19 protein-coding genes are annotated in these 24,297 nt (G+C 74.1%); 8 read left to right on the top strand and 11 right to left on the bottom strand.

The annotated features are described in order from the left end of the window. Positions 1-135 precede the first annotated feature (135 nt). The 6 genes from ACIBQ6_RS03145 (at position 136) to ACIBQ6_RS03120 (ending at position 7,249) form a co-directional block, all read left to right on the top strand. The gene (locus ACIBQ6_RS03145; protein WP_397209925.1) at positions 136-1,494 is read left to right on the top strand and encodes a TrkH family potassium uptake protein; all 1,359 of its coding nucleotides are present in this window, start codon (positions 136-138) and stop codon (positions 1,492-1,494) included. Continuing rightward, positions 1,487-2,149, top strand: a complete 663-nt coding sequence (locus ACIBQ6_RS03140) for a TrkA family potassium uptake protein (RefSeq protein ID WP_352326306.1) — start codon at positions 1,487-1,489, stop codon at positions 2,147-2,149. Before ACIBQ6_RS03145 ends, ACIBQ6_RS03140 begins: the two co-directional genes overlap by 8 nt. Positions 2,150-2,263: 114 nt before the next feature. Continuing rightward, the gene (locus tag ACIBQ6_RS03135) at positions 2,264-3,391 is read left to right on the top strand and encodes a M20 family metallopeptidase (protein WP_397209923.1); all 1,128 of its coding nucleotides are present in this window, start codon (positions 2,264-2,266) and stop codon (positions 3,389-3,391) included. Between the two features lie 113 nt (positions 3,392-3,504). Next, complete coding sequence (locus tag ACIBQ6_RS03130; protein ID WP_358293482.1) at positions 3,505-4,392, top strand: GNAT family N-acetyltransferase; 888 nt, start codon at positions 3,505-3,507, stop codon at positions 4,390-4,392. Then, positions 4,389-5,498, top strand: a complete 1,110-nt coding sequence (gene menC / locus ACIBQ6_RS03125; RefSeq protein WP_397209922.1) for an o-succinylbenzoate synthase — start codon at positions 4,389-4,391, stop codon at positions 5,496-5,498. The genes ACIBQ6_RS03130 and menC overlap by 4 nt, the downstream gene beginning before the upstream one ends. Before the next feature lie 89 nt (positions 5,499-5,587). Then, positions 5,588-7,249, top strand: coding sequence for a helix-turn-helix domain-containing protein (locus ACIBQ6_RS03120; RefSeq protein WP_397209920.1), 1,662 nt, complete (start codon positions 5,588-5,590; stop codon positions 7,247-7,249). On the opposite strand, the gene ACIBQ6_RS03115 is transcribed toward ACIBQ6_RS03120, so the two are convergent. The 7 genes from ACIBQ6_RS03115 to ACIBQ6_RS03085 all read right to left on the bottom strand — a co-directional run bounded on the left by ACIBQ6_RS03115 (position 7,227) and on the right by ACIBQ6_RS03085 (position 17,905). Continuing rightward, positions 7,227-9,314 (bottom strand): prolyl oligopeptidase family serine peptidase, encoded by a 2,088-nt coding sequence (locus ACIBQ6_RS03115; RefSeq protein WP_397209919.1) that lies wholly within the window; start codon positions 9,312-9,314, stop codon positions 7,227-7,229. The genes ACIBQ6_RS03120 and ACIBQ6_RS03115 overlap by 23 nt on opposite strands. Beyond that, entirely contained in the window at positions 9,311-10,534 is a 1,224-nt protein-coding gene (locus ACIBQ6_RS03110) for an erythromycin esterase family protein (RefSeq protein WP_397209917.1), read from the bottom strand. Before ACIBQ6_RS03110 ends, ACIBQ6_RS03115 begins: the two co-directional genes overlap by 4 nt. Then, the gene (locus ACIBQ6_RS03105) at positions 10,531-12,393 is read right to left on the bottom strand and encodes an ABC transporter substrate-binding protein (RefSeq protein ID WP_397209915.1); all 1,863 of its coding nucleotides are present in this window, start codon (positions 12,391-12,393) and stop codon (positions 10,531-10,533) included. Before ACIBQ6_RS03105 ends, ACIBQ6_RS03110 begins: the two co-directional genes overlap by 4 nt. 46 nt (positions 12,394-12,439) lie before the next feature. After that, positions 12,440-13,327 (bottom strand): ABC transporter permease, encoded by an 888-nt coding sequence (locus ACIBQ6_RS03100; RefSeq protein WP_397209913.1) that lies wholly within the window; start codon positions 13,325-13,327, stop codon positions 12,440-12,442. Continuing rightward, complete coding sequence (locus ACIBQ6_RS03095; protein WP_358293491.1) at positions 13,324-14,274, bottom strand: ABC transporter permease; 951 nt, start codon at positions 14,272-14,274, stop codon at positions 13,324-13,326. The genes ACIBQ6_RS03100 and ACIBQ6_RS03095 overlap by 4 nt, the downstream gene beginning before the upstream one ends. Continuing rightward, on the bottom strand, positions 14,271-16,331 hold the full coding sequence (locus ACIBQ6_RS03090) for a dipeptide ABC transporter ATP-binding protein (RefSeq protein WP_397209911.1): 2,061 nt from the start codon (positions 16,329-16,331) through the stop codon (positions 14,271-14,273). Before ACIBQ6_RS03090 ends, ACIBQ6_RS03095 begins: the two co-directional genes overlap by 4 nt. 185 nt (positions 16,332-16,516) lie before the next feature. After that, positions 16,517-17,905 carry a serine hydrolase domain-containing protein gene (locus tag ACIBQ6_RS03085; protein ID WP_397209910.1) on the bottom strand — a complete coding sequence of 463 codons (1,389 nt, stop codon included), beginning with the start codon at positions 17,903-17,905 and terminating at the stop codon, positions 16,517-16,519. Between the two features lie 220 nt (positions 17,906-18,125). Here ACIBQ6_RS03085 and ACIBQ6_RS03080 point away from each other — a divergent pair, with 220 nt between their 5' ends. Then, complete coding sequence (locus ACIBQ6_RS03080; protein ID WP_397209909.1) at positions 18,126-19,973, top strand: S8 family serine peptidase; 1,848 nt, start codon at positions 18,126-18,128, stop codon at positions 19,971-19,973. A 168-nt stretch (positions 19,974-20,141) separates the two neighbouring features. Here ACIBQ6_RS03080 and ACIBQ6_RS03075 read toward each other — a convergent pair whose 3' ends face one another. The 4 genes from ACIBQ6_RS03075 to ACIBQ6_RS03060 form a co-directional block, all read right to left on the bottom strand. Further along, on the bottom strand, positions 20,142-21,335 hold the full coding sequence (locus ACIBQ6_RS03075) for an FAD-dependent oxidoreductase (RefSeq protein ID WP_397209907.1): 1,194 nt from the start codon (positions 21,333-21,335) through the stop codon (positions 20,142-20,144). 186 nt (positions 21,336-21,521) lie between these two features. Continuing rightward, positions 21,522-21,980: a hypothetical protein gene (locus ACIBQ6_RS03070; RefSeq protein WP_397209905.1), complete on the bottom strand. Its 459-nt coding sequence runs from the start codon at positions 21,978-21,980 to the stop codon at positions 21,522-21,524. A gap of 2 nt (positions 21,981-21,982) precedes the next feature. Further along, a complete protein-coding gene (locus tag ACIBQ6_RS03065) occupies positions 21,983-22,552 on the bottom strand; it encodes a hypothetical protein (RefSeq protein WP_397209904.1) in 570 nt (189 codons plus the stop codon). Positions 22,553-22,604: 52 nt separating this feature from the next. Then, complete coding sequence (locus tag ACIBQ6_RS03060; protein ID WP_397209903.1) at positions 22,605-23,561, bottom strand: NAD-dependent epimerase/dehydratase family protein; 957 nt, start codon at positions 23,559-23,561, stop codon at positions 22,605-22,607. A 185-nt stretch (positions 23,562-23,746) separates the two neighbouring features. On the opposite strand from ACIBQ6_RS03060, the gene ACIBQ6_RS03055 reads away from it, so the two are divergent. Continuing rightward, a complete protein-coding gene (locus ACIBQ6_RS03055; protein ID WP_397209902.1) occupies positions 23,747-24,295 on the top strand; it encodes a hypothetical protein in 549 nt (182 codons plus the stop codon). Positions 24,296-24,297 lie beyond the last annotated feature (2 nt).

Raw genomic sequence — 24,297 nt, 5'->3', positions numbered from 1 at the left:
GCGTTACCTTCGGCGCACGCTCCCGGCCCCCGTCTGCGGACGCGTGTGCCGGAGCGGTGGCCGGGTGGTCTAGCGTCTGATCGTGCTCGCCTCACACCCTGTCCCCCGCCCGGCCGCGCACGGCGGGGGCGCGCCATGAGAAACCTGCGGCTGACGGGCGCCTTCCTGTCCCGGTTCCACCATCCGGCGCAGGTCATCGCGACCGGGTTCGCGGCCCTCATCCTGACCGGCACGGCCCTGCTGACCTCGCCCATGGCCACGGCCACGGGCGAGTCGGCCGGCTGGCTGACCGCGCTGTTCACCGCGACGTCCGCGGCCTGCGTGACCGGCCTGGTCGTGGTGGACACCGCCACCCACTGGTCGGTGGCCGGGGAGGTGGTGATCGCCATGCTGGCCCAGGTGGGCGGGCTGGGCATCATGACGATGGCGACGCTGTTCACCGTCCTGGTCGCGGGCCGGCTGGGGCTGCGCGCCCGCATGTTCGCCCAGGCCGAGACCAAGACGCTGAGCATGTCCGACGTCCGGCGCGTGGTGCGCAACGTGGTCATCTTCAGCCTCGTCTCCGAGCTGATCGTCGGCGCCGTGCTCACCGTGCGCTTCGTCACGGGCTACGGCGAGCCGCTGGGCCGGGCGATGTATTTGGGCTGGTTCCACGCGGTGTCGGCGTTCAACAACGCCGGGTTCGCGCTGTGGCCGGACAACCTGATGCGCTTCGTCACCGACGCGTGGATCTGCCTGCCGATCGCGTTCGCGGTGATCGTGGGCGGGCTGGGCTTCCCGGTGGTGTTCGAGCTGGCCCGCGCCTGGCGCCGGCCCAGCCGGTGGTCGGTGCTCACCCGGGTCACCGTCGGGGTGACGCTCGTCCTGCTCGCGGTGGGGACGCTGGTCTTCCTGGTGACCGAGTGGCGCAACCCCAGGACGCTCGGCGGGCTCGACGACTCCGGCAAGCTGCTGGCCGCGTTCTTCACCGGGGTCATGCCGCGGTCGGGCGGGTTCAACAGCCTCGACATCGGCCAGCTCTACCCGAGCAGCCTGCTCGCCACCGACCTGCTGATGTTCATCGGCGGCGGCAGCGCCGGCACGGCGGGCGGCATCAAGGTCACCACCTTCGGGCTGCTGGCGTTCATCATCTGGGCCGAGCTGCGGGGCGAGCCCCGGGTGAACATCGGCCACCGGCGCCTGGCCGAGTCCGCGCAGCGCCAGGTCATCTCGATCACCATGATCGGCGTCGTGCTGGTCGCCGTCTCCACCTACCTGCTGCTCGCCCTCACGCCGCACAGCCTGGACCAGGTGCTGTTCGAGGTGGTCTCGGCATTCGGCACGAACGGGCTGTCCACCGGCATCACCGCCGACACCACGCCCGCCGGGCACCTGCTGCTGGCGGCGCTGATGTTCATCGGGCGCATCGGCCCGCTCACGCTGGGTTCCGCGCTCGCCCTGAAGGAGCGCACCCGTCGCTACGAACTACCCGAGGAACGTGTCATCGTTGGCTGACAAGAAGACAGACCCCGTCGTGGTCATCGGCCTGGGCCGGTTCGGCACCTCGCTCGCCCTGGAGCTCACCCGGCGCGGCACCGAGGTCCTGGCCATCGACAACCGGCCGAAGGTCGCCCAGAGCCTGGCCGGGCAGATCACGCACATCGCCACCGCCGACTCCACCGACCTGGAGACGCTGCGGCAGCTCGGCGTGCCCGACTTCTACCGGGCGGTGGTGGCCATCGGCGGCGATCTGGAGGCCAGCATCCTGACCACGTCGCTGCTGATCGAGCTGGAGATCGACGACATCTGGGCCAAGGCCGTCAGCCGCCAGCACGGCCGGATCCTCGGGCGCATCGGCGCCCATCACGTCGTCTTCCCCGAGCACGACATGGGCGAGCGGGTGGCCCACATGGTGACCGGCCGGATGCTGGACTTCATGCAGGTGGACGAGAACTTCGCGATGGCCAAGACCCGGCCGCCCAAGGAGTACATCGGGGTCCCGCTCGGCCGGTCCAACCTGCGCCGCAAGCACGGCGTCACCGTGGTGGCGGTCAAGAGCGCGGAGGAGGAGTTCACCTACGCCGGTTCCGACACCGAGCTGGGGTACGGCGACGTGATCATCGTCTCCGGCCGCACCGAGGACGTCGAACGCTTCGCCGACCTCACCTAGCCGGACGGTCGTCGGCGGGGCCCAACGCGGCGGGCCGATGTTGGCCGGGGCGACAGGCCCGGCCGGGTCGTGGTTGACGATGATGGGCGGTCCGTCCGACCGGAGGCAGCCACCATGACACCACGCCGTACCCCGTCCGACCGGGCCCGCGAGGCCGCGATGATCGCCGACATCGAGCGGCTCGTACGCTGCGAGTCGCCGTCCGGCGATCTGGCCGCGGTCGCCCGCAGCGCCACGGCCGTGGCCGAGCTGGGCGCCGCCCATCTGGGAGCCGAGGCCGAGCGCGTCGTCATCGACGGGCGCACCCACCTGCGGTGGCGGTTCGGCGGCGAGCCCCGGGTGCTGCTGCTCGGCCACCACGACACGGTGTGGCCGGTCGGCTCGCTGGAGCGGCACCCGTTCGAGGTGCGCGACGGGGTGCTGCGCGGGCCGGGCTGCTTCGACATGAAGGCCGGGCTGGTGATGGCCTTCCACGCGCTGGCCGCGCTGGACGACCTGGACGGCGTGACCGTCCTGGTCACCGGCGACGAGGAGCCCGGGTCCCCCACCTCGCGGCGGCTGGTCGAGGACGAGGCCCGCGGCTGCGCGGCGGCGCTGGTCCTGGAGGCCGCCGGTCCCGGCGGGGCGCTCAAGACCGAGCGCAAGGGCGTCTCCCGGTACGAGGTGCTGGTGCGGGGCCGGGCCGCGCACGCCGGGCTGGAGCCGGAACGCGGCGTGAACGCGACGGTCGAGGTGACCCACCAGGTCGCGGCCGTGGCGGCGCTGGCCGATCCCGCGCTGGGCACGACCGTCACCCCGACCCGCCTGGAGTCGGGCACCACGGTCAACACCGTGCCCGCGCGGGCCCGCTTCGACGTGGACGTACGGGTCAGGGACGCTCGCGAGCAGGACCGGGTGGACGCGGCGATGCGCGGGCTGCGGCCGGTGCTGCCCGGCGCGGACGTCACGGTCGGCGGCGGGCCCAACCGGCCGCCGCTCCCTGCGTCGGCGTCGAAGGACCTGTTCGAGCGGGCGTGCCGGCTCGCCGCCGCCCTCGGGATCGGCCCGCTGGCCTCGGTCGCCGTGGGCGGGGCCTCCGACGGCAACTTCACCGCCGGGACGGGCACCCCCACCCTGGACGGCCTGGGCGCGGTCGGCGGCGGCGCGCACGCCGACGACGAGCACGTGCTGGTCGCGGAGCTGCCGGGCCGCACCCGGCTGCTGACGGCCCTGGTCGCCGACCTGCTGGCCGCAGCGCGGTGACCGCCCCTCACAAGGGGGCCCTGGACGCTGTTGTCCGGGCGGACGAACCGGACGCCGCCGCCCGGTGCTCGCCGACCAGCTACGGGACGGAGGCGGCTGCGACCATGACCGGCGTGACTGATCTCATCCGTGACCGTCGCGACTCCCGGCCCGTGGAGGCCGCGTGCGCCGCGGCGCAGGCCGCCGCCGACGGCGCGGGCATCGACATCCGCCCCCTGGACAGCGTCGGCGAGCTGGAAGCCGTCCGCCGCCTGTACGAGCACATCTGGCGCACCGGCGAGAACAACCCCCCGGTGACGGCCGACATGCTGCGCGCGTTGTCGAAGGCGGGCAGCTACGTGAGCGGCGCCTTCGACGGCGACCGGATGGTGGGCGCGTGCTTCGGCTTCTTCTCGCCTCCGGCGCGCGCCGCCCTGCACAGTCACATCGCCGGCGTGCTGGCCGGCATGCAGGGCCGCAACGTCGGGTTCGCCATGAAGCTGCACCAGCGGGCCTGGGCGATGCTGCGCGGCGTCGGCGAGATCTGCTGGACCTACGACCCGCTGGTACGCCGCAACGCCTACTTCAACCTGGCCAAGCTGGGCGCCGACCCGGCCGAGTACCTGCCGGACTTCTACGGCCCCATGGACGACGACATCAACCGCGCCGACGCCACCGACCGCGTCCTGGTCCGCTGGCGGCTGGAGACGCCCGTCGTCGAGGCGGCCTGCGCGGGCCGTCCGGCCGTGGCGGACGCGGCGGCGGCCAGGGCGGCGGGCGCGGCCGTGGCGCTGGAGGCGTCGGCGGCGGGCGGGCCGCTGGTCCGGTACGCCCGCGCGGCCACCGTCCTGGTCGGCGTGCCCGGCGACGTCGAGGCGATGCGCGAGAGCGACCCGGCCCGCGCCGCCGACTGGCGCAGGGCGCTGCGGGACGTGCTGGGCGAGCTGCTCGAACAAGGCGGCCGGGTACGCGGCTTCGACCGGACAGGCTGGTACATCGTGGACAGACAGGAGACGGAGTGAAGATCACCGGTGTGGAGGTCCGCACGGTCGAGATGCCGCTCGTGACGCCGTTCCGCACGTCGTTCGGCACCGAGACGGTACGGCGGGCGGTGCTGGTGCGGGTCGTCACCGGCGAGGCCGAGGGCTGGGGCGAGTGCGGCGCGGGCACCGCGCCCCTGTACTCCTCGGAGTACACCGACGCCGCCGCCGACGTGCTGACCCGGTTCCTGGTCCCGGCGCTGGCCGGCGTGGCGGACCTGGACGCGCACAAGGTCGCCCCGGCGCTGGCGGCGTTCAAGGGGCACCGGATGGCCAAGGCCGCGCTGGAGACGGCCGTCCTGGACGCGGACCTGCGCGCCCGCGGCGTCCCGCTGGCCCACGCGCTCGGGGCGGTGCGCGACAGCGTGCCGTGCGGGGTGTCGGTGGGCATCACCGGGTCGATCCCGGCGCTGCTGGACGCCGTCGCCGAGTACCTGGACGCGGGCTACCTGCGGATCAAGCTGAAGATCGAGCCCGGCTGGGACGTCGAGCCGGTCCGGGCCGTGCGCGAGCGGTTCGGCGACGTCCCGCTCCAGGTGGACGCCAACACCGCCTACGGGCGCGGCGACGCCCGGCACCTGGCCGGGCTGGACCCGTTCGGCCTGCTGCTGATCGAGCAGCCGTTCGCGCAGGACGACCTGCTCGGGCACGCCCGGCTGGCCGAGCGGATCACGACGCCGATCTGCCTGGACGAGTCCATCGTCTCGGCCCGCGCCGCCGCCGACGCGATCGCGCTCGGGGCCTGCCAGGTGGTCAACATCAAGCCGGGCCGGGTCGGCGGACATCTGGAGGCCCGGCGCATCCACGACGTGTGCGCCGCGCACGACGTCCCGGTGTGGTGCGGCGGCATGCTGGAGACCGGCGTGGGCCGGGCCGCGAACGTGGCGCTCGCCGCGCTGCCCGGGTTCCTGCTGCCCGGCGACACCTCGGCCTCCGACCGCTACTACCGGACCGACCTGACGCCGCCGTTCCGCCTGGAGGACGGCCACCTCGCCGTGCCGACCGGCCCGGGGATCGGCGTCGCCCCGATCCCGGAGGTGCTGGAGGAGGTCACCGTCGCGACGACGTGGGTGCCGATGCCGTCCTGATCTGTTGGTCGGTTCCGACAGGTCTGCCGGTGGCATTTCGTCGTCCCGGACGAACGATGTGCCACCGGGGCGGCGCTAGCGTCGGGAGCGTGCTTGTCCCCGTGACCGGCCTCCCGCGTGCCAGCCTGGGCCGCGTCCTGGAGGAACTCGGTACCACCCTGCTCCAGGTCGTCTGCGGCGACGCCGGGCTCGCCCGCGACATCGGCGGCGTCGTCATCCACGACCCGCTCGACGAGCCCGAGCTGCCCGCCGACGCGCTCGTCCTCGGCGTCGGCCTGCACGACCCGGCCGAGATCGCGCAGGTCGTGACCCGGCTCGGGCGGCACGGCGCCGCCGCGCTGGTCGTCCGCGCGCCCGTCGTCGCCGACGAACGGCTGGTCGCGGCGGCGGGCCGGGCGGGCGTGGCGGTGCTGGCCTTCGCCCGCGGCGCGTCCTGGACGCACCTGGCCGGCATGCTGCGCGAGCTGACCTCCGACGGCGGCCGGCTCGGCCCCGACGCCCACGCCTCGGGCCGGATCGGGTCCGGCGACCTGTTCGCCGTGGCCAACGCCATCGCCGCGCTGCTCGACGCGCCCGTCACCATCGAGGACCGCCACTCGCGGCTGCTGGCCTTCTCCAGCCGCCAGGAGGACACCGACACCTCCCGCGTGCGGACGATCCTGGGCCGCCAGGTCCCCGAGCAGTACACCCGCATCCTGGAGGAACGCGGCGTCTTCCAGGCGATCTACCGCAGCGACCGGCCCGTCTTCGTGGCGCCCCTGCCCGACCCCGAGGGCCGGCAGCCGCCCGCGCTGCCCCGGGTGGCGATCGCCGTGCGCGCCGGCGACGAGATCCTCGGCACGATCTGGGTCGTCGTCCCCGAGCCGCTGGGCGAGGAGCGCAGCCAGGCGCTCTACGAGGCGTCCAAGCTGGTCGCGATGCACATGGTGTGGCAGCGCGCCGACGCCGACATGGAACGGCGGCTGCGGGCCGAGCTGCTGGGCACCGCGCTGGAGAGCGGGCCCGGCTCCCTGGAGGCCGCCCGCCGCCTGGGGCTGAAGGACGAGCCCGCGGTCGTCCTGGCGCTCACCGTCGTCGGCCCGGCGGGCGAGAGCCCGCTGCCCGCCCAGCTCGCCGCCGAGCGCAAGCGGCTCGCCGACGCCTTCGCCATGCACCTGTCGGCCGTGCACCCGCGGGCCGCCGCCGCGCTGGTCGGCGACGTCGCCTACGGCATCCTGCCGCTGCCGCAGAACCGGCAGGACGCCGACGAGCGCGCGGTCCTGGTGGCCACCGAGTTCCTGGCCCGGGTCGGCTCCCGTCTGCGCCCGCTGGTCGGGGTGGGCCGGCCGGCCGGGGACAACTCGGCCCTGGCCCGCTCGCGTTCGGGCGCCGACCGGGCGCTGCGCGTGCTGCGCTCGGGCGGCGCCGGACGGCAGGTGGCCCGCCTGGACGACGTGCACGTGGACGCGCTGCTGCTGGAGCTGGCCGACCTCGTGCCGCGCGGCGACGTCCCCAGCGGGCCGATCGCCCGGGTCGTCGCCTACGACAAGGAGCACCAGACGAGCCTGGTCGAGACGCTGGACGCCTGGCTCGACGCCTTCGGCGACGTCTCGGTGGCCGCCGCGGCGATGTTCGTGCATCCCAACACGTTCCGCTACCGGCTGCGGCGCGCGGCCGAGGTGGGCCGGATCGACCTCGGCTCCCCGGACGCGCGCCTGTCGGCCATGCTGCAGCTGCGCCTGATGTCGATCAGGTCCGCGCCGGACGACTGACCGGGCCGCGCAGGCCGAGCGTGCCGATGAGGAAGGCCAGCCATTCGGCGTCCTGGGCGACCGCCACGTCGTGGGGGGTGGCCGCGCCGTGCCCGGCGTCGTCGAAGACGTGCAGCAGGACGGGCTCGTCCCCCTGCTGGGCCGCCTGGAGGCGGGCGGCGAACTTGCGCGCGTGCCAGGGACGGCAGCGCGGGTCCGTCGCCCCGGCCTGGAGGTAGACCGCGGGGAAGACGCCGGGGCGCACCCGCTCGTACGGCGACATCCGCAGCAGCCGCCGGACCTCCTCGGGGTCGTCCGGGTCCGCCCACGCCTTGCGGATGACGAAGTCGAGGTACGGGTCGCGGGTGCCGCCGATCAGGTCCAGCAGCGGCGCCCGCGGCAGGACGGCCCGCCACAGCTCGGGCCGGCTGGTGACGGCGATCCCGCACATGAGCCCGCCGTCGGAGCCGCCGGTCAGCGCCAGCCGGTCGGCGGCCGTCACGCCCTCGGCGATCAGGTGCTCGGCGACGGCCACCAGGTCGGAGTCGCGGACGTGCCGCCGCTCCCGGTGCGCGGCCCGGTACCAGTCCCCGCCGAACTCGCCGCCCCCGCGCAGGTACGCCTGCACCAGCACGCCCCCGGCGGCGACGAAGGCGGCCAGGTCCGGCTGGTACTGGGGAAGCAGGGGCACGTTGGCCGCCCCGTAGGCCGAGACGAGCACCGGCGCGGGCCGCGCCGGGTCGAGGCCGGCCGGGCGCACCACGTGGTACGGCACCGCGACCCCGTCGGCCGCCACCGCCTGCCCCTCTTCCACCTCGGCGTCGAGCGTGACCGCCGGGGCCGACAGGGTGTGCGGCGCGCCCTGTCCGGGCCGGTGCCGGTAGACGCCCCAGGAACTGGTCAGCGTGGAGAAGGCGAAGACGAAGTCGGCCGCGGGCACGCCGGTGGCCAGGGCGGTCAGGGCGAAGAAGGGGGCGGCGAGCGCGCCCCGGCCGGGCAGCGGCACCTCCCCGGCGACGACGCCCGCGCGGTCGAGGATCCGCACCCGGGCGAACGTCCGGTCGAACTCGCTGAGGTACAGGTGCTCGCCGACCGGCGTGAGCGAGCGCAGCACGGTCTCGCCCTCGGGGACCAGCTCCGTCCATCCCGACGGGTCGTCCGGGTCGGCGGCGTCGAGCGGGATGGCGACCACCCGGCCGCGCGGCGCGCCGACGTCGGTCACCGCCACGTAGCGGTCGCCGACGACGTGACCGGCGACCGTGCCGGCGCAGCGGGTGACGAAGGACCGCCACGCGGACCCGGGCACGGACAGGTCGCGGACGGCGCACGGGATCGGGCTGCCCACCCGGTGCGCGGCCACGGCCCAGCGGCCGTCCGGGGAGAACTGGACGAGCGTGTACTCCCGCGAGCCCGCCGGGACCGGGATCGGCTCCACGACGGTCTCCCCCGGCGTCCCGAGGCGGTGGCTGAACACGGCCTGCCGGAACTCCTCCGGCGGGCCGGTGAGCGCGAGGAAGGAGAAGCCGCCGCTGTCGGGCGTCCAGGAGACGCCGCCGGCCCACGCGCTGTGCAGGACCTGGCCGGGCGCATCGAGCGTGCGGCCGGTGTCCACCTCGACGAGCCGGATGGTGTTGTGCTCGCTGCCGTCGGTGCACACGCCGAGGGCCAGGACGCGGCCGTCCGGGGAGGGCGCCAGCCAGGACAGCACCGCGTCCTGCGCGCCGCCGAACCGCGCCAGGTCGGCCACCGTCCTGCCGGGGCCGTAGGGCTCGTCGGCGACGACCACGGTGGACGCCGTCCCGCCGGGCGGGGTGACCGGGCGGAACCAGCGGCCGGCCGCGTGCCTGGGCAGGGCCGGGCGGGATCCGGCGTCGAAGGCCAGGATCAGGTCCCGGACGGCCGCCGGGTCCTGCCCGTCGTAGGCGACGGCGGCGGCCAGCTCGGCCTGCCGCCGCTGCCACCGCCGCACCTCGGGCGTCTCCTCCTCCAGCCACCGGTACGGATCGGGCACGCGGACGCCCGCGACGTCCTCGACGACCTCGACGGTGCGCGCGGGCGGATAGGCGAGCGGATAGGAGAGGGTCACGACAACTCCGGCGATTCAGGACGGGCAGGACGGGCGGCGGCGAACTCGGCCTGGAGCCGTTCGAACGCGCCGGGGACCCGGCCGACCCGGCGGACGTGGATCAGGGCGTCGTAGGCGGCCGGGAAGTCGTCCACCGGGTCGAGGCCGCCGCCGGCGAGCGTGCCGTCGATCCCGTCGAACAGCTCGCCCGGCGCGCGGCGCAGGTCGACGACGGTCACGGGCGGGCCGAGCCGGTCCAGCGGCGCCTCGACGCAGTTCGGGGGCAGGGTGCGCGCCTCCAGCGAGACGTCGCAGTCGAACGGGCGCGGGGAGCGCTGCGTGAAGCGCACCTCCGGGCCGGAGCCGTAGGTCGTGCCGACGACGACCAGGCCGTCTCCCAGGGACGCGGCGAGCAGGCCGCCCAGCGTCGGCCGGCCGTGGAAGGGCGAGCGCCGGACGTGGGAGTTGTGGGCGCTGACGACGATCCGCTGCTCCCGTTCGAGCACCCATTCCACGGTCTCGGCCATGAACCGGTCCCGGGGATAGGGCGCGCCCGCCGGCCCGGCCTCCCCCGCCTCGGCCTCGTCGGCGAACGCCCGGAGGGAGGCCGCGCACCGGCGCAGCACCGGGTCCGCCGACCCGAGCGCGCGCCCGGCCAGCTCGCGCAGCCCCGCGAGCAGGCGGGCCCGGCCGGCCGCGGGCATGGCCGCGTACCGGACCGCCGCCTCGGTGCGGCCGCCGAGGTCGCTCAGGATCAGCAGCTCCTCGTCGCCCGGCCCGGCCGGCATGCGGTCCAGGCACGCGCGCACCGCCGGGCCGGGCGAGGTGGACGAGCCGGGCAGGTCCATGCCGTAGAAGGAGACCCGCCCCGGGCCCGCCGAGTTGCGGCGGCGCATCCAGCGCAGCTGCCGCCGCATCGGCTCGCACTCGCCGAACCGGTAGGTGATGCCGTCGCGGGCGACCGTCGCGGCCGCGCCGGGCCCGCCGTGGACCCAGGCGTCCACGGCCAGCCCCTCGGCGAAGCCGGACTCCATCACGAACGCCGAGAACCCCAGCTCGCGGACGAGGATGCGGAACAGCCGGTCCTTGAGCCGGTAGAACTCGGTGACGTTGTGCGCCCCCTCGCCGACGGCCACCACGCGGGCGTCGCCGACCAGCTCGCGCAGTGTGCGGGCGTCCGCGTCGGCGGCGGCGGCCGGGTCGAGGTGGCGCAGCGGCCGGGCGAAGGCGTCGGGCGTCATGCGTGGAAGTACCAGAGCTCGGGCGTGTACAGGTAGCTGAGCAGGGCCCGGAACGACGACTGCGGGCCGGACAGCGTGTCCTTCCACACGACCAGGGTGTGCGGGGTCGGGAAGAACAGCACGGGCAGCTCCTGGGCGATCCTGGTCACCTCGGCCGACAGGGCCCCGGCGTCGGCGCCGAAGGTCGAGGCGTCGATGAGCCGGTCCACCTCGTCGTCGCGGTAGCCGCCCAGGTTGAAGCTGCCCTTGGCGTTGAACACCGTGTTGCTGCTGGGGTAACCGGCCGCCAGGTAGAGCGGCCCGTAGTCCTGCATCGCCCACTCGTTCTTGTTCGCGGGCGCGAAGGTGTTGCCGTAGTTGGCGTACATGTAGGTGAGGGACTTGGTGACGATCTTGACCTCGACGCCGAGCTTCTTGGCCGCCGAGGCGAAGGCGACGTCCCGGGCGCCGACGTAGGCGGGGGTGTTCGCGGAGGCCAGGGTGAAGCTGATCTTCTGGCCTCGCGGGATGCCGGCGCCGCACTCGCCCTGACCGGTGCCGGGCCGCACGCAGGTGGTGGAGCCGTTCGGGACCACCTGCCAGCCGTTGTCGGTGAGCAGCTTGGCCGCCACCGCCGGGTCGTGCGGGTACGGCGGCGCGTCGCCGAACGCCGGCGGGTACGGCGAGCCGCTGCCCGCGGTGCTGTAGTTGGGCGAGCCGGCGCCGTTGTAGATGCCCCGGCCGGCGATGTACCCCGGCTGGTCGATCAGGCGCTGGAGGGCCTGCCGGACGTACGGCTGGGCGATGATCTTGTCAAAGCCGTTCACGGTGTTGCCGAAGTTGATGGTCAGCGCGTCGAAGCGGGCGGGCGCGGGCGCGCCGTAGACGTTGAACCCCTTGGCCTTCAGCGCGCCGATCTGCGTGATGAAGCTGGAGTCGAGCGTGCCGACGGTCAGGTTCCCCGCCTTGAACTGGTTGAGCACCGCGGCGGCCGAGGTGAACGCCTTGAAGTCGACCTGGTCGAGCCGCGAGTCGCCGGGCCCGCTGTAGGACTCGTTGGGCGCCAGCGAGAACGAGCCGGTCGTCGGGTCGAAGCTCTTGAGCCGGAACGGGCCGTTCACCACCTGCCACAGCGGGTTCGTGGCGAACGTGGACTGCGACTCCGACTCCTTGGTGAGGTACTTGTAGATCGCCGTGGCGTTCTTCGGCTTGGTGTAGTCGAGGTGCGGGCCGCCCGCGCGGTCGATGTCCCACGCCTTGGACGGCATCACGTACAGCAGCGTCAGCATCGACATCAGGTACGACGGGTTGTACGCCGTCTCCAGTTCGAGGGTCAGTGTGTCGGGTGCGGCGGCCTTGGCGGTGACCCCGTCGGGGAACTGGCCCGGGGTGTAGAAGCTCCAGTTGGCCGGGCTCTCCGCGAGCGCCGCCTTGAGCAGCGTCAGGGAGAAGACGACGTCACCGGCGGTGACCGGGTTGCCGTCGGACCACTTGTAGTCCTTCATCTTGATGGTCACGGTCTTGCGGTCGGTGCTGTAGGCGGGCGGCTCGGCCAGGCTCAGCTCGGCGTCGGCCACCTGGTCGCCCTCGCCGCTGGGCCGGTAGAGGGAGCGCCACATCAGGCCGCGGGCGATGACGGTCCCGTTGGCGGCGGCCGGCGGGTAGGGGTAGATGTAGTTCGGGCTGAGGCCGGGGGTCAGCGCGACGGTGACCGTGCCGCCGTCCTTGGGCTTGCCCGACTGCGCCGGCTGGCTGGCGTACCCCGCGGCGGGGTCCTTCGCGGCGCCCCCGCCGCCGGTGCACGCTGTGGCGAGCACCGCCACCGCGGCGGCGAGCGCCACCGCCAGGCGTGCTCGCCGCTGTCCGGACACGTGCGTCATTGCAGGCTCCCTACATGTGGGGGTGAAGATGCGCGACGAGGTTCCATCAGTCGGCCTGCCGCCCGACGGCGTCGCGCAGGGCGTCGGCGAGCAGGTTGAGCGCCAGCACCGTCAGGACGATGCAGCCCCCGACCGGGTAGATCAGCCACCAGTAGTCGGCCGAGATGTAGGCGACGCCGCCGGCGAGCTGGCTGCCCCAGTCCTCGGTCGGGTACGTCAGCCCGAACCCGAGGAAGCCCAGCGCCGCCACGACCAGGATCGCGTCGGCGACCTGGAAGGTGATGTTGACGATGATCACGCCGAGCGCGTTCGGGATCAGGTGGGTGAGGATGAGCCGCCGGCGGGAGGCGCCCATCACCCGCGCGGCCAGCACGAACTCCCGCACCCGCAGCGTCAGCACCTCGCCGCGGACCAACCGGGCGGAGACCAGCCAGGAGAACCCGCCGATGACCAGGCTCAGCGACAGCGCGTCGGCGTGGAAGCGGGCCGACAGGATCAGGACGAAGAACAGGAACGGCACCGAGAGCATGACGTCGACCAGGCGCATGAGGAAGCCGTCCACGACGCCGCCGGCCAGGCCGGCGACCGCGCCGTACAGGGTGCCGATCGCGGTGGCGAACAGGGCGGCGAGCAGGCCGATCTGCAGCGACAGGCGGCCGCCGGCCATCAGTCGGCCGAGCACGTCGAAGCCGTTGGCGTCCGTGCCGAGCGGATGGCCGGGGCCGGGCGGCAGGGCCGCGTTGACCAGGTCCACGTCGATCTGGTTGGTGCGATAGAGCAGCGGCCCGAGGAAGCAGAACCCGGCGATCAGCAGCAGGAGCAGGCCGCCGGTCAGGCCGAGCGGGCTGCGCCGCAGCCCGCGCAGCACCGAGCGCCGGCTGCGCGCCGGGACGGCCTCGGCCTCGGGCCGGGCCTCCACGTTCTGTGTGGTCATTTCGTCAGCTCGATTCGGCGGTCGGCGGCGGCGACCACGAGGTCGGCGACGAAGTTGCCGGCCACGGTCAGGACGCCCCCGACGAGGGTGTAGGCGAGCAGCACCGGATAGTCCTCGCGTTGCAGGCTGTTGAGGAACAGCAGGCCGAGGCCGGGATAGTTGAACAGCGACTCGACGATCAGGTTGCCCGCCAGGAGGGTGGGAATGAGCGTGCCGACCAGGGTGACCAGCGGCAGGCAGGCGTTGCGCAGCAGGTGGCGCAGCAGGATCAGCCGCTCGGGCAGCCCCTTGGCCCGCGCCACCCGGATGTAGTCCTGGCCGAGCTGGTCCAGGGCCGAGGAGCGCTGGTACTGCGCGAAGACCGCGACGCTCGCCGCGGCCAGCGTGATGACCGGCAGCGCCATCGCCCGCGGATCGGTGAGGACGACCCAGGGCGAGTGCGACTGGGACGCCTCCGCCGGGAAGATCGGCAGCGCCTGGCTGAAGACGGCGATGAGGATCAGCCCGAGCAGGAACGACGGCGTCGCGTAGAGCACGTACGAGACCGCCGTGAGCAGCCGGTCGGCGACGCTGTTGCGCCGGACCGCCTGCAGCACGCCGAGCGGCACGGCGATCACCAGCGCCACCGCCAGGCCGGCCGCCGAGAGCATCGCGCTGCGGCCGGCGTTCTGCCCGAGCAGGGTGGCCACGTTCTCGTTCAGCTTGTACGACCTGCCCAGGTCTCCCCGGGCGAGCTGGCCCAGGTAGCCGACGTACTGGGCGAGGACCGGGCGGTCGTACCCGTGCTGCCGGTTGAAGTCGGCGACCGCCTCGGGCGAGGCGCGCTGCCCCAGGACCACCCGCCCGGGGCTGTCCGAGACGAGGTGCAGCAGCAGGAACACCACCGCGGAGATGCCGAGCAGGACGACGACCGAGATCGCCAGGCGCCGGACGACGTACCAGGTCATGACCGGGAGGCTCCCTTCAGCGGGGTGGCCGCGGGTTCGAGCGGCTGGAGCGGGTGGTGGCAGGCGACCTGGTGGCTGCCGGTGACCGGCCGCGGAAGGGGCTCGGCCTGGGCGCACAGGTCGTCGGCCAGGGCGCAGCGGGTGCGGAAGCGGCAGCCGCTGGGCGGGTCGATCGGGCTCGGCAGCTCGCCGCGTACGCGTTCGCCGCGCGGCTGCCGGGCCTGCGGGTCCGCGTCGGGGACGGCGGCCAGCAGACCGGCGGTGTAGGGGTGGGCGGGGGCGCCGTACACCTCTTCGGTGGTGCCGGTCTCGACCAGCTTGCCCAGGTACATGACGCCGACCCGGTCGGCCAGGTACCGCACGACGGCGAGGTCGTGCGAGATCACCACGCTGCTGAGGCCGCGTTCGAGCTGGACGGCGCGCATGAGGTTGAGCACCTGGGAGCGGATGGACACGTCCAGGGCGCTGACCGGCTCGTCGGCGACCAGCACCGCCGGGTCCAGGGCCAGGGCGCGGGCCAGGTTCACCCGCTGCCGCTGCCCGCCGGACAGCTCGTGGGGGTAGCGCTCCATGACGCCCGCGGGAAGGCCGACGTCCCGCAGCAGCTCGCGGGCGCGGGCCGTGCGGTGGGCGCGGTCGCCCGCGCCCTGGATCGCCAGCGGCTCGCGCAGGATCGTGCCGATGCGCATGCGCGGATCGAGGGCGGCGCCGGAGTCCTGGAACATCATCTGCAGCCGGCTCCGGCGCGGGCCGAGCGCCCGCGCGCCCATCCGGCTGACCGGCTCCCCGTCGAAGATCACCTCGCCGGAGGTGGGCCGGTCGAGGGCGACGAGCATCCTGCCCAGGGTGGACTTCCCGCACCCCGACTCGCCGACCAGCCCGAACGTCTCCCCCGCCGCCACCTCGAAGCTCACGCCGGAGACCGCCTTGAGGGTGCGGCGCGCGCCGAACAGGCCCCTGCCGCCGACCGGGTACTCGCGCCTGAGGTCGACGACGCGCAGCCGCGGCGCGCGCTCCGCAGACGCCGCGGGCTCCACCGGTCGGGTGCGGAAGCGGCTCTGGACCCGGTCGGCCGGTCCGGTGGCCGGGTGGTGGCAGGCGTGGACGTGCCCGTCGTCCTCGACGGCGAGGGCCGGACGCTCTTCGCGGCACCGGTCGGTGGCGGCGTCGCAGCGCGGCGCGAACGGGCAGCCGGGCCCGGCCGCGGTCAGGTCGGGCGGCGCGCCGGGGATGCTGAACAGCCGCTCGTCCCGGTCGTGGGTGAGCGAGGGGATCGAGGCCAGCAGCGCGTGCGTGTAGCGGTGCCGGGTCCGGGCGAAGAGCACGGGGGTGGGGGCGGTCTCGGCCAGGCGGCCGGCGTACATGACGCCGACGCGGTCGGCGTGCCGGGCGATGACGCCCATGTCGTGGGTGATGAGGATCATCGACATGCCGAGCCGGGAGCGCAGGCCGTCCAGGAGGTCGAGGATCTCGGCCTGGATGGTGACGTCGAGCGCCGTGGTGGGCTCGTCGGCGATGACGACCCGCGGCTCGCAGGCCAGCGCCATCGCGATCATCACGCGCTGCCGCATGCCGCCGGAGAGCTGGTGCGGGTAGTCGTCCATGCGCTCGGCCGGGCGGGGCAGGCCGACCAGGGCGAGCACCTCGGCGGCGCGGTCGCGGGCGGCCCGCCTGGAGGCGCCGTGGTGCAGCCGGACCGGCTCGGCGACCTGCTCGCCGATGCGCCGGGTCGGGTTCAGCGCCGTCAGCGAGTCCTGGAACACCATCGCGATCTCGTTGCCGCGCAGGGCCCGGTAGCGCGCGGCGGGCAGGCCGACCAGCTCCTCGCCGCCGAAGTCGATCGAGCCGCCGGTGACCCGGCCGCCGGCCGGCAGCATGCCCATGATCGCGAGACCGGTCATGGACTTGCCGGACCCGGTCTCGCCGACGATCCCCAGGGTCTCGCCGCGGTTCAGCACCAGACTGACGTCCGAGACCGGGCGGACGACCCTGTCGCCGCGCCGGATCTCGACCGACAGATCCTGGATCGCCAGCACGCGATCGCTCTCCAAATCCATCCGACGATAGTGGGACCCGCGTCCCCGGCGGTGTTCGTCGCGGACATCGAACGTTGGGGCCGGGGTTCGTCCGGGCGGACCAACTGATCAGCACTGATCAGCACTGATCAGCGCGGCGCGGAGGCCGGGGGCGGGCATGAGAACGGCCCGCCGGCGCTGTGCGCGGGCGGGCCGTTCTCGCGGGGTCAGCCGGACGTGCGGCGGTCGGCGCGGCCGTCGTGCAGGTAGAGGGCGCGGCCGGTCCCGTCGTCGCCGAGGAAGGCGATCGGGGCGTGCGCGCCGCGCTCGGGTTCGAGGGGGATCAGCACGTCGTCGCGCCAGGCGGCCAGCTCGGTGCGGTACGGCACCTCGTCCAGGTCGGCGGTGATGCCCACGGGCGTCCGGCGCAGCCACAGCCGCCCGGCGCCGTCCAGGGTCACCTCCGTCTCGCAGGTGCTCGACGTGTACGTGCCGGCGTACCGGGCCGCGTTCGCGGGCGGGACGGGGGCCGGGCCGGGCGCGGGGGGCGCGGGCACCTCGACCCCGGCCAGCTCGCCCAGCACGCGGCCGGTGATCTCGGCGAACACGGGCCGCGTCCGCCCGCCGTTGGCGACGACGACCACGGCCACGTCGCGCCCCGGCGCCACGCGCAGGCACGCCGCCTGGCCGACGGTGCTGCCGTCGTGGCCGAAGACCGCGCCGCCGGGCCGGTCGAAGAGCTCCCAGCCCAGGCCCCAGGCCGTGCCCTGGGCGAAGTCGGGCAGCCTGACCTGCGGCCGCCGCATCTCCGCGACGCTCGCCGCGCTCAGCACGCGGGCGCCGTCCGGGCCGGTGCCGCCGGCGAGGTGCATGCGGGCGAAGGCCAGCAGGTCACGCGGCGGCATCGCCAGCATCGACCCGGCGGGCGCGTTCGAGCGGGCCAGCGCCCACACCGGGGTGGGCCGGTAGGGGCCGTCCGGCGTGCGCTGGACGTGGCCGACCGCCGTGCGGTGCACGATCGCCTCGTACGGGTCGCAGGCGGCGTGGGTCATGCCGAGCGGCGTGAGCAGGTGGTCGCGCAGGCACGCGTCGAACGGCTTGCCCCGCACGACCTCGATGATCCGGCCCAGCACGCAGTAGCCGGCGTTGTTGTAGGAGAACATCTCGCCGGGCTCGAACAGCTGCGGCACGTCGTGCAGGACGTCGAGAAACCGTTCGACGCAGTCGTCGCCCTTGCCGGTGTCGGTGAAGACGTCCCCCTCGAAGCCCGCGACGTGGCACATGAGCTGGCGCGGGGTGATCCGCCGGGCGGCCCGCTCGTCGCCGATCCGGAAGGCCGGGAGGCGGTCGCGCACGGGCGCGTCCAGGTCGAGCAGGCCCTCGTCGGCCAGTTGCATGGCCAGCGTCGCGGTCAGCACCTTGGTGATCGAGCCGATCTGGAACAGGGAGCCGGGGGTCGCCTCGACGCCCGTCGCCGTGCTCAGCGTCCCGGCCGCGACCTCGACCGTCCGGCCGCCCGCGTGGACCGCGACAGCGGCCCCGGGCACCTGGTTCTCGGCGAGCAGTCCCGCCAGCCGGTGACGCAGCCACGCATCGATCTCCTCCAGCTCCGGCACCGGTGTCCCCCCTGGTCGACTCCGCCCGACCCTAGAGCCGGCGGGGACCGCCCGGTTCGTCCACCGCCACTATGACGGCCCCGGTTCTTCGTCGGAACGACCCAGACCGATGTGATCTATGACAGATATTTCAGTATTGCCTGACTCGCTGTCATATGCGATGTTCCGCTCACAAGCCGCATGAGCACAGCTCATGTCACCCCCGGAGAAAGGCGTTTCCATGCGTCGAATCTCAACCCTGTTAGCCCTGGCCTCCGGCGTCTGCCTGGCACTGTCCGGCTGGGCCACCGCCGCCGAGGCCGACTCCCCGGCCGCCGCCGACCAGCAGCGCTACATCGTCCAGCTCTCTGGCGTGTCGCGGGCGCAGGTGGCGAACGAGGCGCAGCAGCAGGTCACGGCGCACAAGGGCGTGCTGGTGGGAACCTACCGGTACGCCTTCAACGGCTACTCGGCCCTCTTCACCCCCGAGGAGGCCGCCAGGCTGAAGGGCGATCCCGGTGTGCTCACCGTCGAGCCCGACCACGAGGTGCACGCCTTCGCGCAGACCGTACCGAGCGGCATCAAGCGCATCTACGCCGACCAGAACATCAACCTCGACATCGACGGCACCGACGACGTCCGCGTCGACGTGGACGCGGCGGTCGTGGACACCGGCGTCGACCTCGACCACCCCGACCTGAACGTGGTGGCCAGCACCAACTGCACCAGCGGCGTCTGCTCGGGCACCGGCGACGACGACAACGGGCACGGCAGCCACGTGGCCGGCACGATCGGCGCCATCGACAACTCCGTCGGCGCGGTCGGCGTCGCCCCCGGCGCCCGCATCCACGCCGTCAAGGTGCTCAACTCGGCGGGCTCCGGCACGCTGGCCGGCATCGCCGCCGGCCTCGACTGGGTCGTGGCCAGGGCGAGCACGATCGAGGTCATCAACCTGAGCCTCGGCTGCCAGGGCTGCAGCAGCTCCGCGATCAGCAACGCGATCACGAACGCCACCAACGCGGGCATCGTCGTCGTCGTGGCCGCCGGCAACAGCTCGGCCGACGCCTCCGGCTTCTTCCCCGCCAACCACCCCGACGTCGTCACCGTCTCGGCCGTGACCGACTTCGACGGCCAGCCCGGCGGCCTGGTCGGCACGATCACCGTGCCGTGCCGCACCGACGGCGCGACCGACACCGACGACACCCTCGCCTGGTTCTCCAACTACGGCACCACGGTCGAGGTCGCCGCCCCCGGCACCTGCATCTACTCCACGTGGATGAACGGCGGCTACAACACCATCAGCGGCACCTCCATGGCCAGCCCGCACGTCGCGGGCGCCGCGGCCGTGCTTACCAGCGGCTCGAACAAGCCCACCACCCGGGCGGGGGCACTGGCCGTCCGGGACAAGCTCAAGGCCACGGGCAACCTCAACTGGACCGACGACGCCAGCGACGGGGTCAAGGAGCCGCTGCTCGACGTGCACGACGCCACGCAGTACCCCCCGACGACCGGTGGCAACCAGCCGCCGGTGGCGAGCTTCACCCAGTCGTGCGACAACACCACGCGGGCGTGCTCGTTCAACGGCTCCGGCTCCAGCGACCCGGACGGCAGCATCGCCTCCTACGCGTGGACCTTCGGCGACGGCTCCACCGGCAGCGGCGCGACCGTGTCGCACACCTACGCCGCCGCGGGCACGTACACCGTGGCCCTCACCGTGACCGACAACGGCGGGGCCACGAACTCCACCAGCAAGAGCATCACGGTCGGGACCACCCCCGGGAACTGCACCGGCTACCAGACGCCGTTCTCCGGCAACCTGACCAGCGGGCAGAACGTGTACTACCCGAACAGCTCCGGCTACACGGCCGCCGCCGGGACGCACCGGGCGTGCCTCGACGGGCCCTCCGGCGTGGACTTCGACCTGTACCTGCAGAAGCAGGGCATCCTCGGCTGGACCACGGTGGCCAGCAGCGCGGGCAGCGGACCTGACGAGTCGCTGACCTACAACGGCACGGCGGGCACCTACCGCATCCGCGTGTACGCGTACAGCGGAAGCGGCGCCTACACGGGCGGCTACACCAAGCCGTAACCCCACACCTCCGCGACCCCGTGCCCCGCACGGGGTCGCCCCCGTTCTCCGGCCTCCGACGTTCTCCCACACGGGATCGCGCTCCCCCGTCCGCGTTCCGACCCGATCTCGGGCACGCCGCGCCCGGCCCCGCCGCGGCCGCTCACGAGCCTGACCCGCCGGAGATCGTCAGGGTCGCCGGACCGTGCCCACTCCCGCCGCGAGCCGGGGTTCGAGCTCGGGGAAGGAGCCGTCGCCGAACAGGATCCGCGCCGCCAGCGCCCGGCCGGGACGGGTGCGCAGGACGGTCACCGCGGCCTCCGCCGCGACCGGCGACCGGATCCCCGCCGACAGCCGCCGCAGCAACAACCGGCCCCGGAACCGGGCCCGCAGCGCGGCCCCGTCGTACCGCTTCAGCACCTCTCGGTCACCGGTACGCAGATAGTCGGCGATCACCGACGCGGCCAGCTCGGACATCCGCAGGCAAGGGTCCAGCCCACCGGCCGTCAGGGGCGACACCGCGCCCGCCGCGTCCCCGACCAGCAGCCCGTCCGGGCACGCCAGTCGCCGCAGCACGCCCCCGACCGGGATCGGGCCTCCCCGGCGCTCGACCGGCCCGACGGGCGTCGCGCGACCGGGCGCGTCGGCGGCGAAGGCGTCCAGCAGACGGCGGACGCCGGCCCGCATCACCCCCGGCTCCCCCGCGACCCCCACATGGGCGTGCCGGCCGTCGTCCACCACCCACCCGAGGTACCCCGGAGCCACCCGGGGATCCAGCACGCAGTGGAACGCCGGAACGCCCGAACCCGGCGCGACGGCATGGACGATCTCGGCGCCGACGAGAAAGCGCCGGTTGACGTCGAGACCGAGGTCACGCGCCACCCGCGACCGCGCCCCATCCGCCCCCACGACGAACCTGACCCCCACCACCTCCACCCCCACAACCCCCACAACGCCGTCCACGCCGTCCACGCCCTCGGCGCCGCTTGTGCGCTCCAGGCGTATGAGGCCCGATGAGCTGCCCGTGTACCGGACGCCCAGCAGGACGCGGGCGCCGGCCGACTCCGCCGCGCGGCGGGCGTGCTCGTAGACGGCGGCCATGTCGGCCACCCGGAACTCGTCCCGGTCGCTGGTGAGCCGGATCGGCGAGCGCCGCGACGGCGGATACAGCAGGACGTCCCGGACACCGGGCCCGAGCAGGTGGCCGGGCAGGTCGAAGTCGTCGAGCGTGCGGCGTACGAAGATCCCGGTGGTCCGGACGCCGGCCGACAACGACCTGCGGCGATCGACGACCATGACGTCCAGCCCCCGCCGGGCCAGCAGGCGGGCGGTGCTCAACCCGGCCAGCCCCGCCCCCACCACCAGAACGTCCACTGTCTGCATATTCCGGGACGTTAGGCCCGAACCACCACCCAAGGGGCAGTCTGCACGGTACCCGCCCCCAACCTGCACACCCCCACCACACCACCAGCCGCACGTTCACACAGAGGCCCGAGGCCGGCAGTCAGGGCCGAGCATCGCGCCCACGGTTGAGGGCCGTCAGCGCACCGCGCACACGGGCGAGGGACGTCAGCGCACCGCCCCCACGACCGCCTTGCCCTCGCGGGCCGCCGCCGCGTAGAACGGCGCCAGCGCCTCCAGCCCTTCGTACGTCCCGCCCGCGTGACCGGCGCCGAACCTCCACCCCTCCTCGGCCAGGCCCCGCGCGACCGCCGCCACCTGACCGGGATCCAGCGCGAACGGCGGACCGTAGCCGACCTCGCACCCGGCCACGTCGTTCGCGCCGTCCTCGCCGGTGGCCGCCGCCAGCCAGGGAAAGCAGTGCCCCCACCGCGCGGTGCCGTGCTCGGCCTCGGCGCGTCCCTCGGCGATGGCGGTGAGCGAGCGGTGGTCGTCCGCGAACACGTCCGTCTCTGGAGGGAGACCGGGCGACCGGCCCTCAAGGACGGCCCCGATGAGGGCGGGGTCGGCCCGTACGGACTCCAGCAGCGCGGCCTCGATCTTAGCGAGGCTCAACCTCATCGACACGATCAGGAATCGTACGCGGCGCCCGGCACGTCCGGATGCTCCTGGAGTGCGGCGAACGGCCCCCGATCGACCACGATCACCTTGTCGCCGGCGTACCCGTCCAGGTCAGCGGCGTTCCAGCTCTCGCCCGGCCTGATCTGGTGGAACCGGAACGTCGCGCTGGTCTCGTTCGCGGTCACGACGCAGCGCACCGGGCCGCGCGGGTGCAGGGCGCGCGCGAGCCGGACGACCTCCAGGGCGAGCGCCACGCCGTGCAGCAGCAGCAACCGCTGGCCGTCGTCGCCGATCACCGGCGCGTGATCGACGGTGACGACCTCGACCGGGACGAAGTCCTCCAGATGCACGGAACTCCGGTCGCACTCCCAGCCGGTGAGGTCGTGGAAGGGCGCGGGGGCACGTTCGGCGCCGTCCGTCGAGGCGGCCCAGCCGAGCACCTCACCCCGCCGGACCAGCCCCTGGGCCACCCGTTCCCGCAGGCCGGGAGCGAGGCCGCCCGACGGGGCCGACAGGGCCGGGCCGCCCGGCACACCGAGCAGACCGGCCGCGGAGTCGTTCATCGCCACGCGCAACACACCGTCCATGATCCCGGCCACGGCGCCCCCGCGAACGGCCGGGGGTCGGGGGTCAGGGAAGCAGGTGGAGGAGTTCGGATTCTTCGTCGGTGGTGAGGCCGGCGCGGGTCACCTGGTGGCCGGAGGCGCGTAGCCAGGCGAGCGTGTCGCGGGCGGTGTCGGCGACCGGGCGGATGCGCAGCCCGGCGGCCAGCGTGGCGGAGGTGTCCCGGGCCATGAACCCGGCGTATTCCGGCAACGGCAACCACAGCGGCAGCGAACGCGGCCCGGCCCACGGCTCGACCTTGTGCCCGGTGAGGAACTCCTGGCCCGCCCAGACGAGCTCCGGCGCCACCGCCAGCCCCTCGGCGATGCCCGCCAGCATCTCCCCCCTGGTGAAGGGCATGGAGATGCCGTCGTAAGGGCCGGTCAGCCCGGCCTGGGCCGCGTCGAGCGTCCAGGCCGCGAGATCGCGTACGTCGACGAGCTGCACCAGATCGCCGGGCGAGCCGGGAGCCAGCACGCGGCCGCCGCGCGCCAGCCGCTCGACCCAGTAGGTGAACCGGTCGGACTGGTCCTCGGGGCCGACGATCAGCCCGGCCCGTACGTGCAGGGCGCCGTCGCCGAGGATCTGCTCGCACGCCACCTTGGCCGGCCCGTAGTTCTCCGGGTCGCTCTCGTCGGCTCCGGCGGGCAACGGGTCGTGCAGCACCTGATCGACCCGGGTCGCGTCGGAGTAGACGCTGCACGACGACACGAACGTGTAGTGACCGGCCCGGCCCGCCAGCTCCGTGACCGCGCGCCGCACCTGGCTGGGCAGCCTGGCGACGTCGACGACCAGGTCGAAGGCCCCCTTCAGCGGCGCGAGCCCGCCGTCTTCGGCCCGGTCGACCCGGACGAACTCCACGCCCGAGGGCGGCTCGCCGGCCACGCCGCGCGCCGCGCACACCACCTCGTGCCCGCGGTCGCGGGCCTGCCGCGCGATCTCCCTGGACAGAAACCTCGTGCCGCCGAGAACAAGTGTCCGCATGCCTGCCATCTTGGCCCACCCGGCCCGTCCGGACCCCCGCTCTTCACTTCCAGCGCAACACTCCCCCGGCGGCGGGACGTCCGCGGAAGGGGGCCGATCGCCTTCAGCGGTCATGTATCCGCAGAGCGGCGGACATGCTCTCATAGGGGTGATTCGGGGACTCAGTTCAAGTCAGGCGAGGAGACATGCCCGAACCAGGCTCCCCAGAACCCGGCATTTCCGGCGACGGCTCCCGTCGTACGGCGCCGACCATCGAAGAGGCCGCCCGGACGATCCTGCTCGACGTGGCCCCCGAGGACGTGCGCTTCCTGCCCCTGGCCTGCGCCGACTTCTTCGGCAACCCGGCCGCCCGCAGACGCGCGGTCCGCGCCACGCTGCGCGGACGCGAACGCGACCAGCCCACCGGCTTCGACGCGGGCGAGGGCATGCAGCTCGTGCTCGGCGTGGTCCTGACCCTGCTCAACGGCGTGGCCTGCGAGGTGCTGACGGGCATGACCACCGAACGGGTCGACCGGCTGCGGGCCCGGTGGCGGGCGCGCCGCCGTCGCAGGGCGCTGACCTCGGCCGTCGCCCCGCAGGGCGAGCGCACGCCGTTGCCCAGGGTCAGCGCGGTGGAGGCGGCGGCGATCGGCGCGCAGGCGGCCGAGATCGTGCTGGCGGCGGGGATGCCCGAGGAGCTGGCCCAGCGCGTGAACACGCTGCTCGCCGCGGCCCTCATCGACCCGGGGCCCTGACC

Origin of the sequence: Nonomuraea sp. NPDC049655, from assembly GCF_044465465.1 — a bacterium.
Classification (GTDB): domain Bacteria; phylum Actinomycetota; class Actinomycetes; order Streptosporangiales; family Streptosporangiaceae; genus Nonomuraea.
The sequence above is the reverse complement of the archived record's forward strand: the minus strand, read 5'-3'. Positions and strand labels throughout refer to the sequence as shown.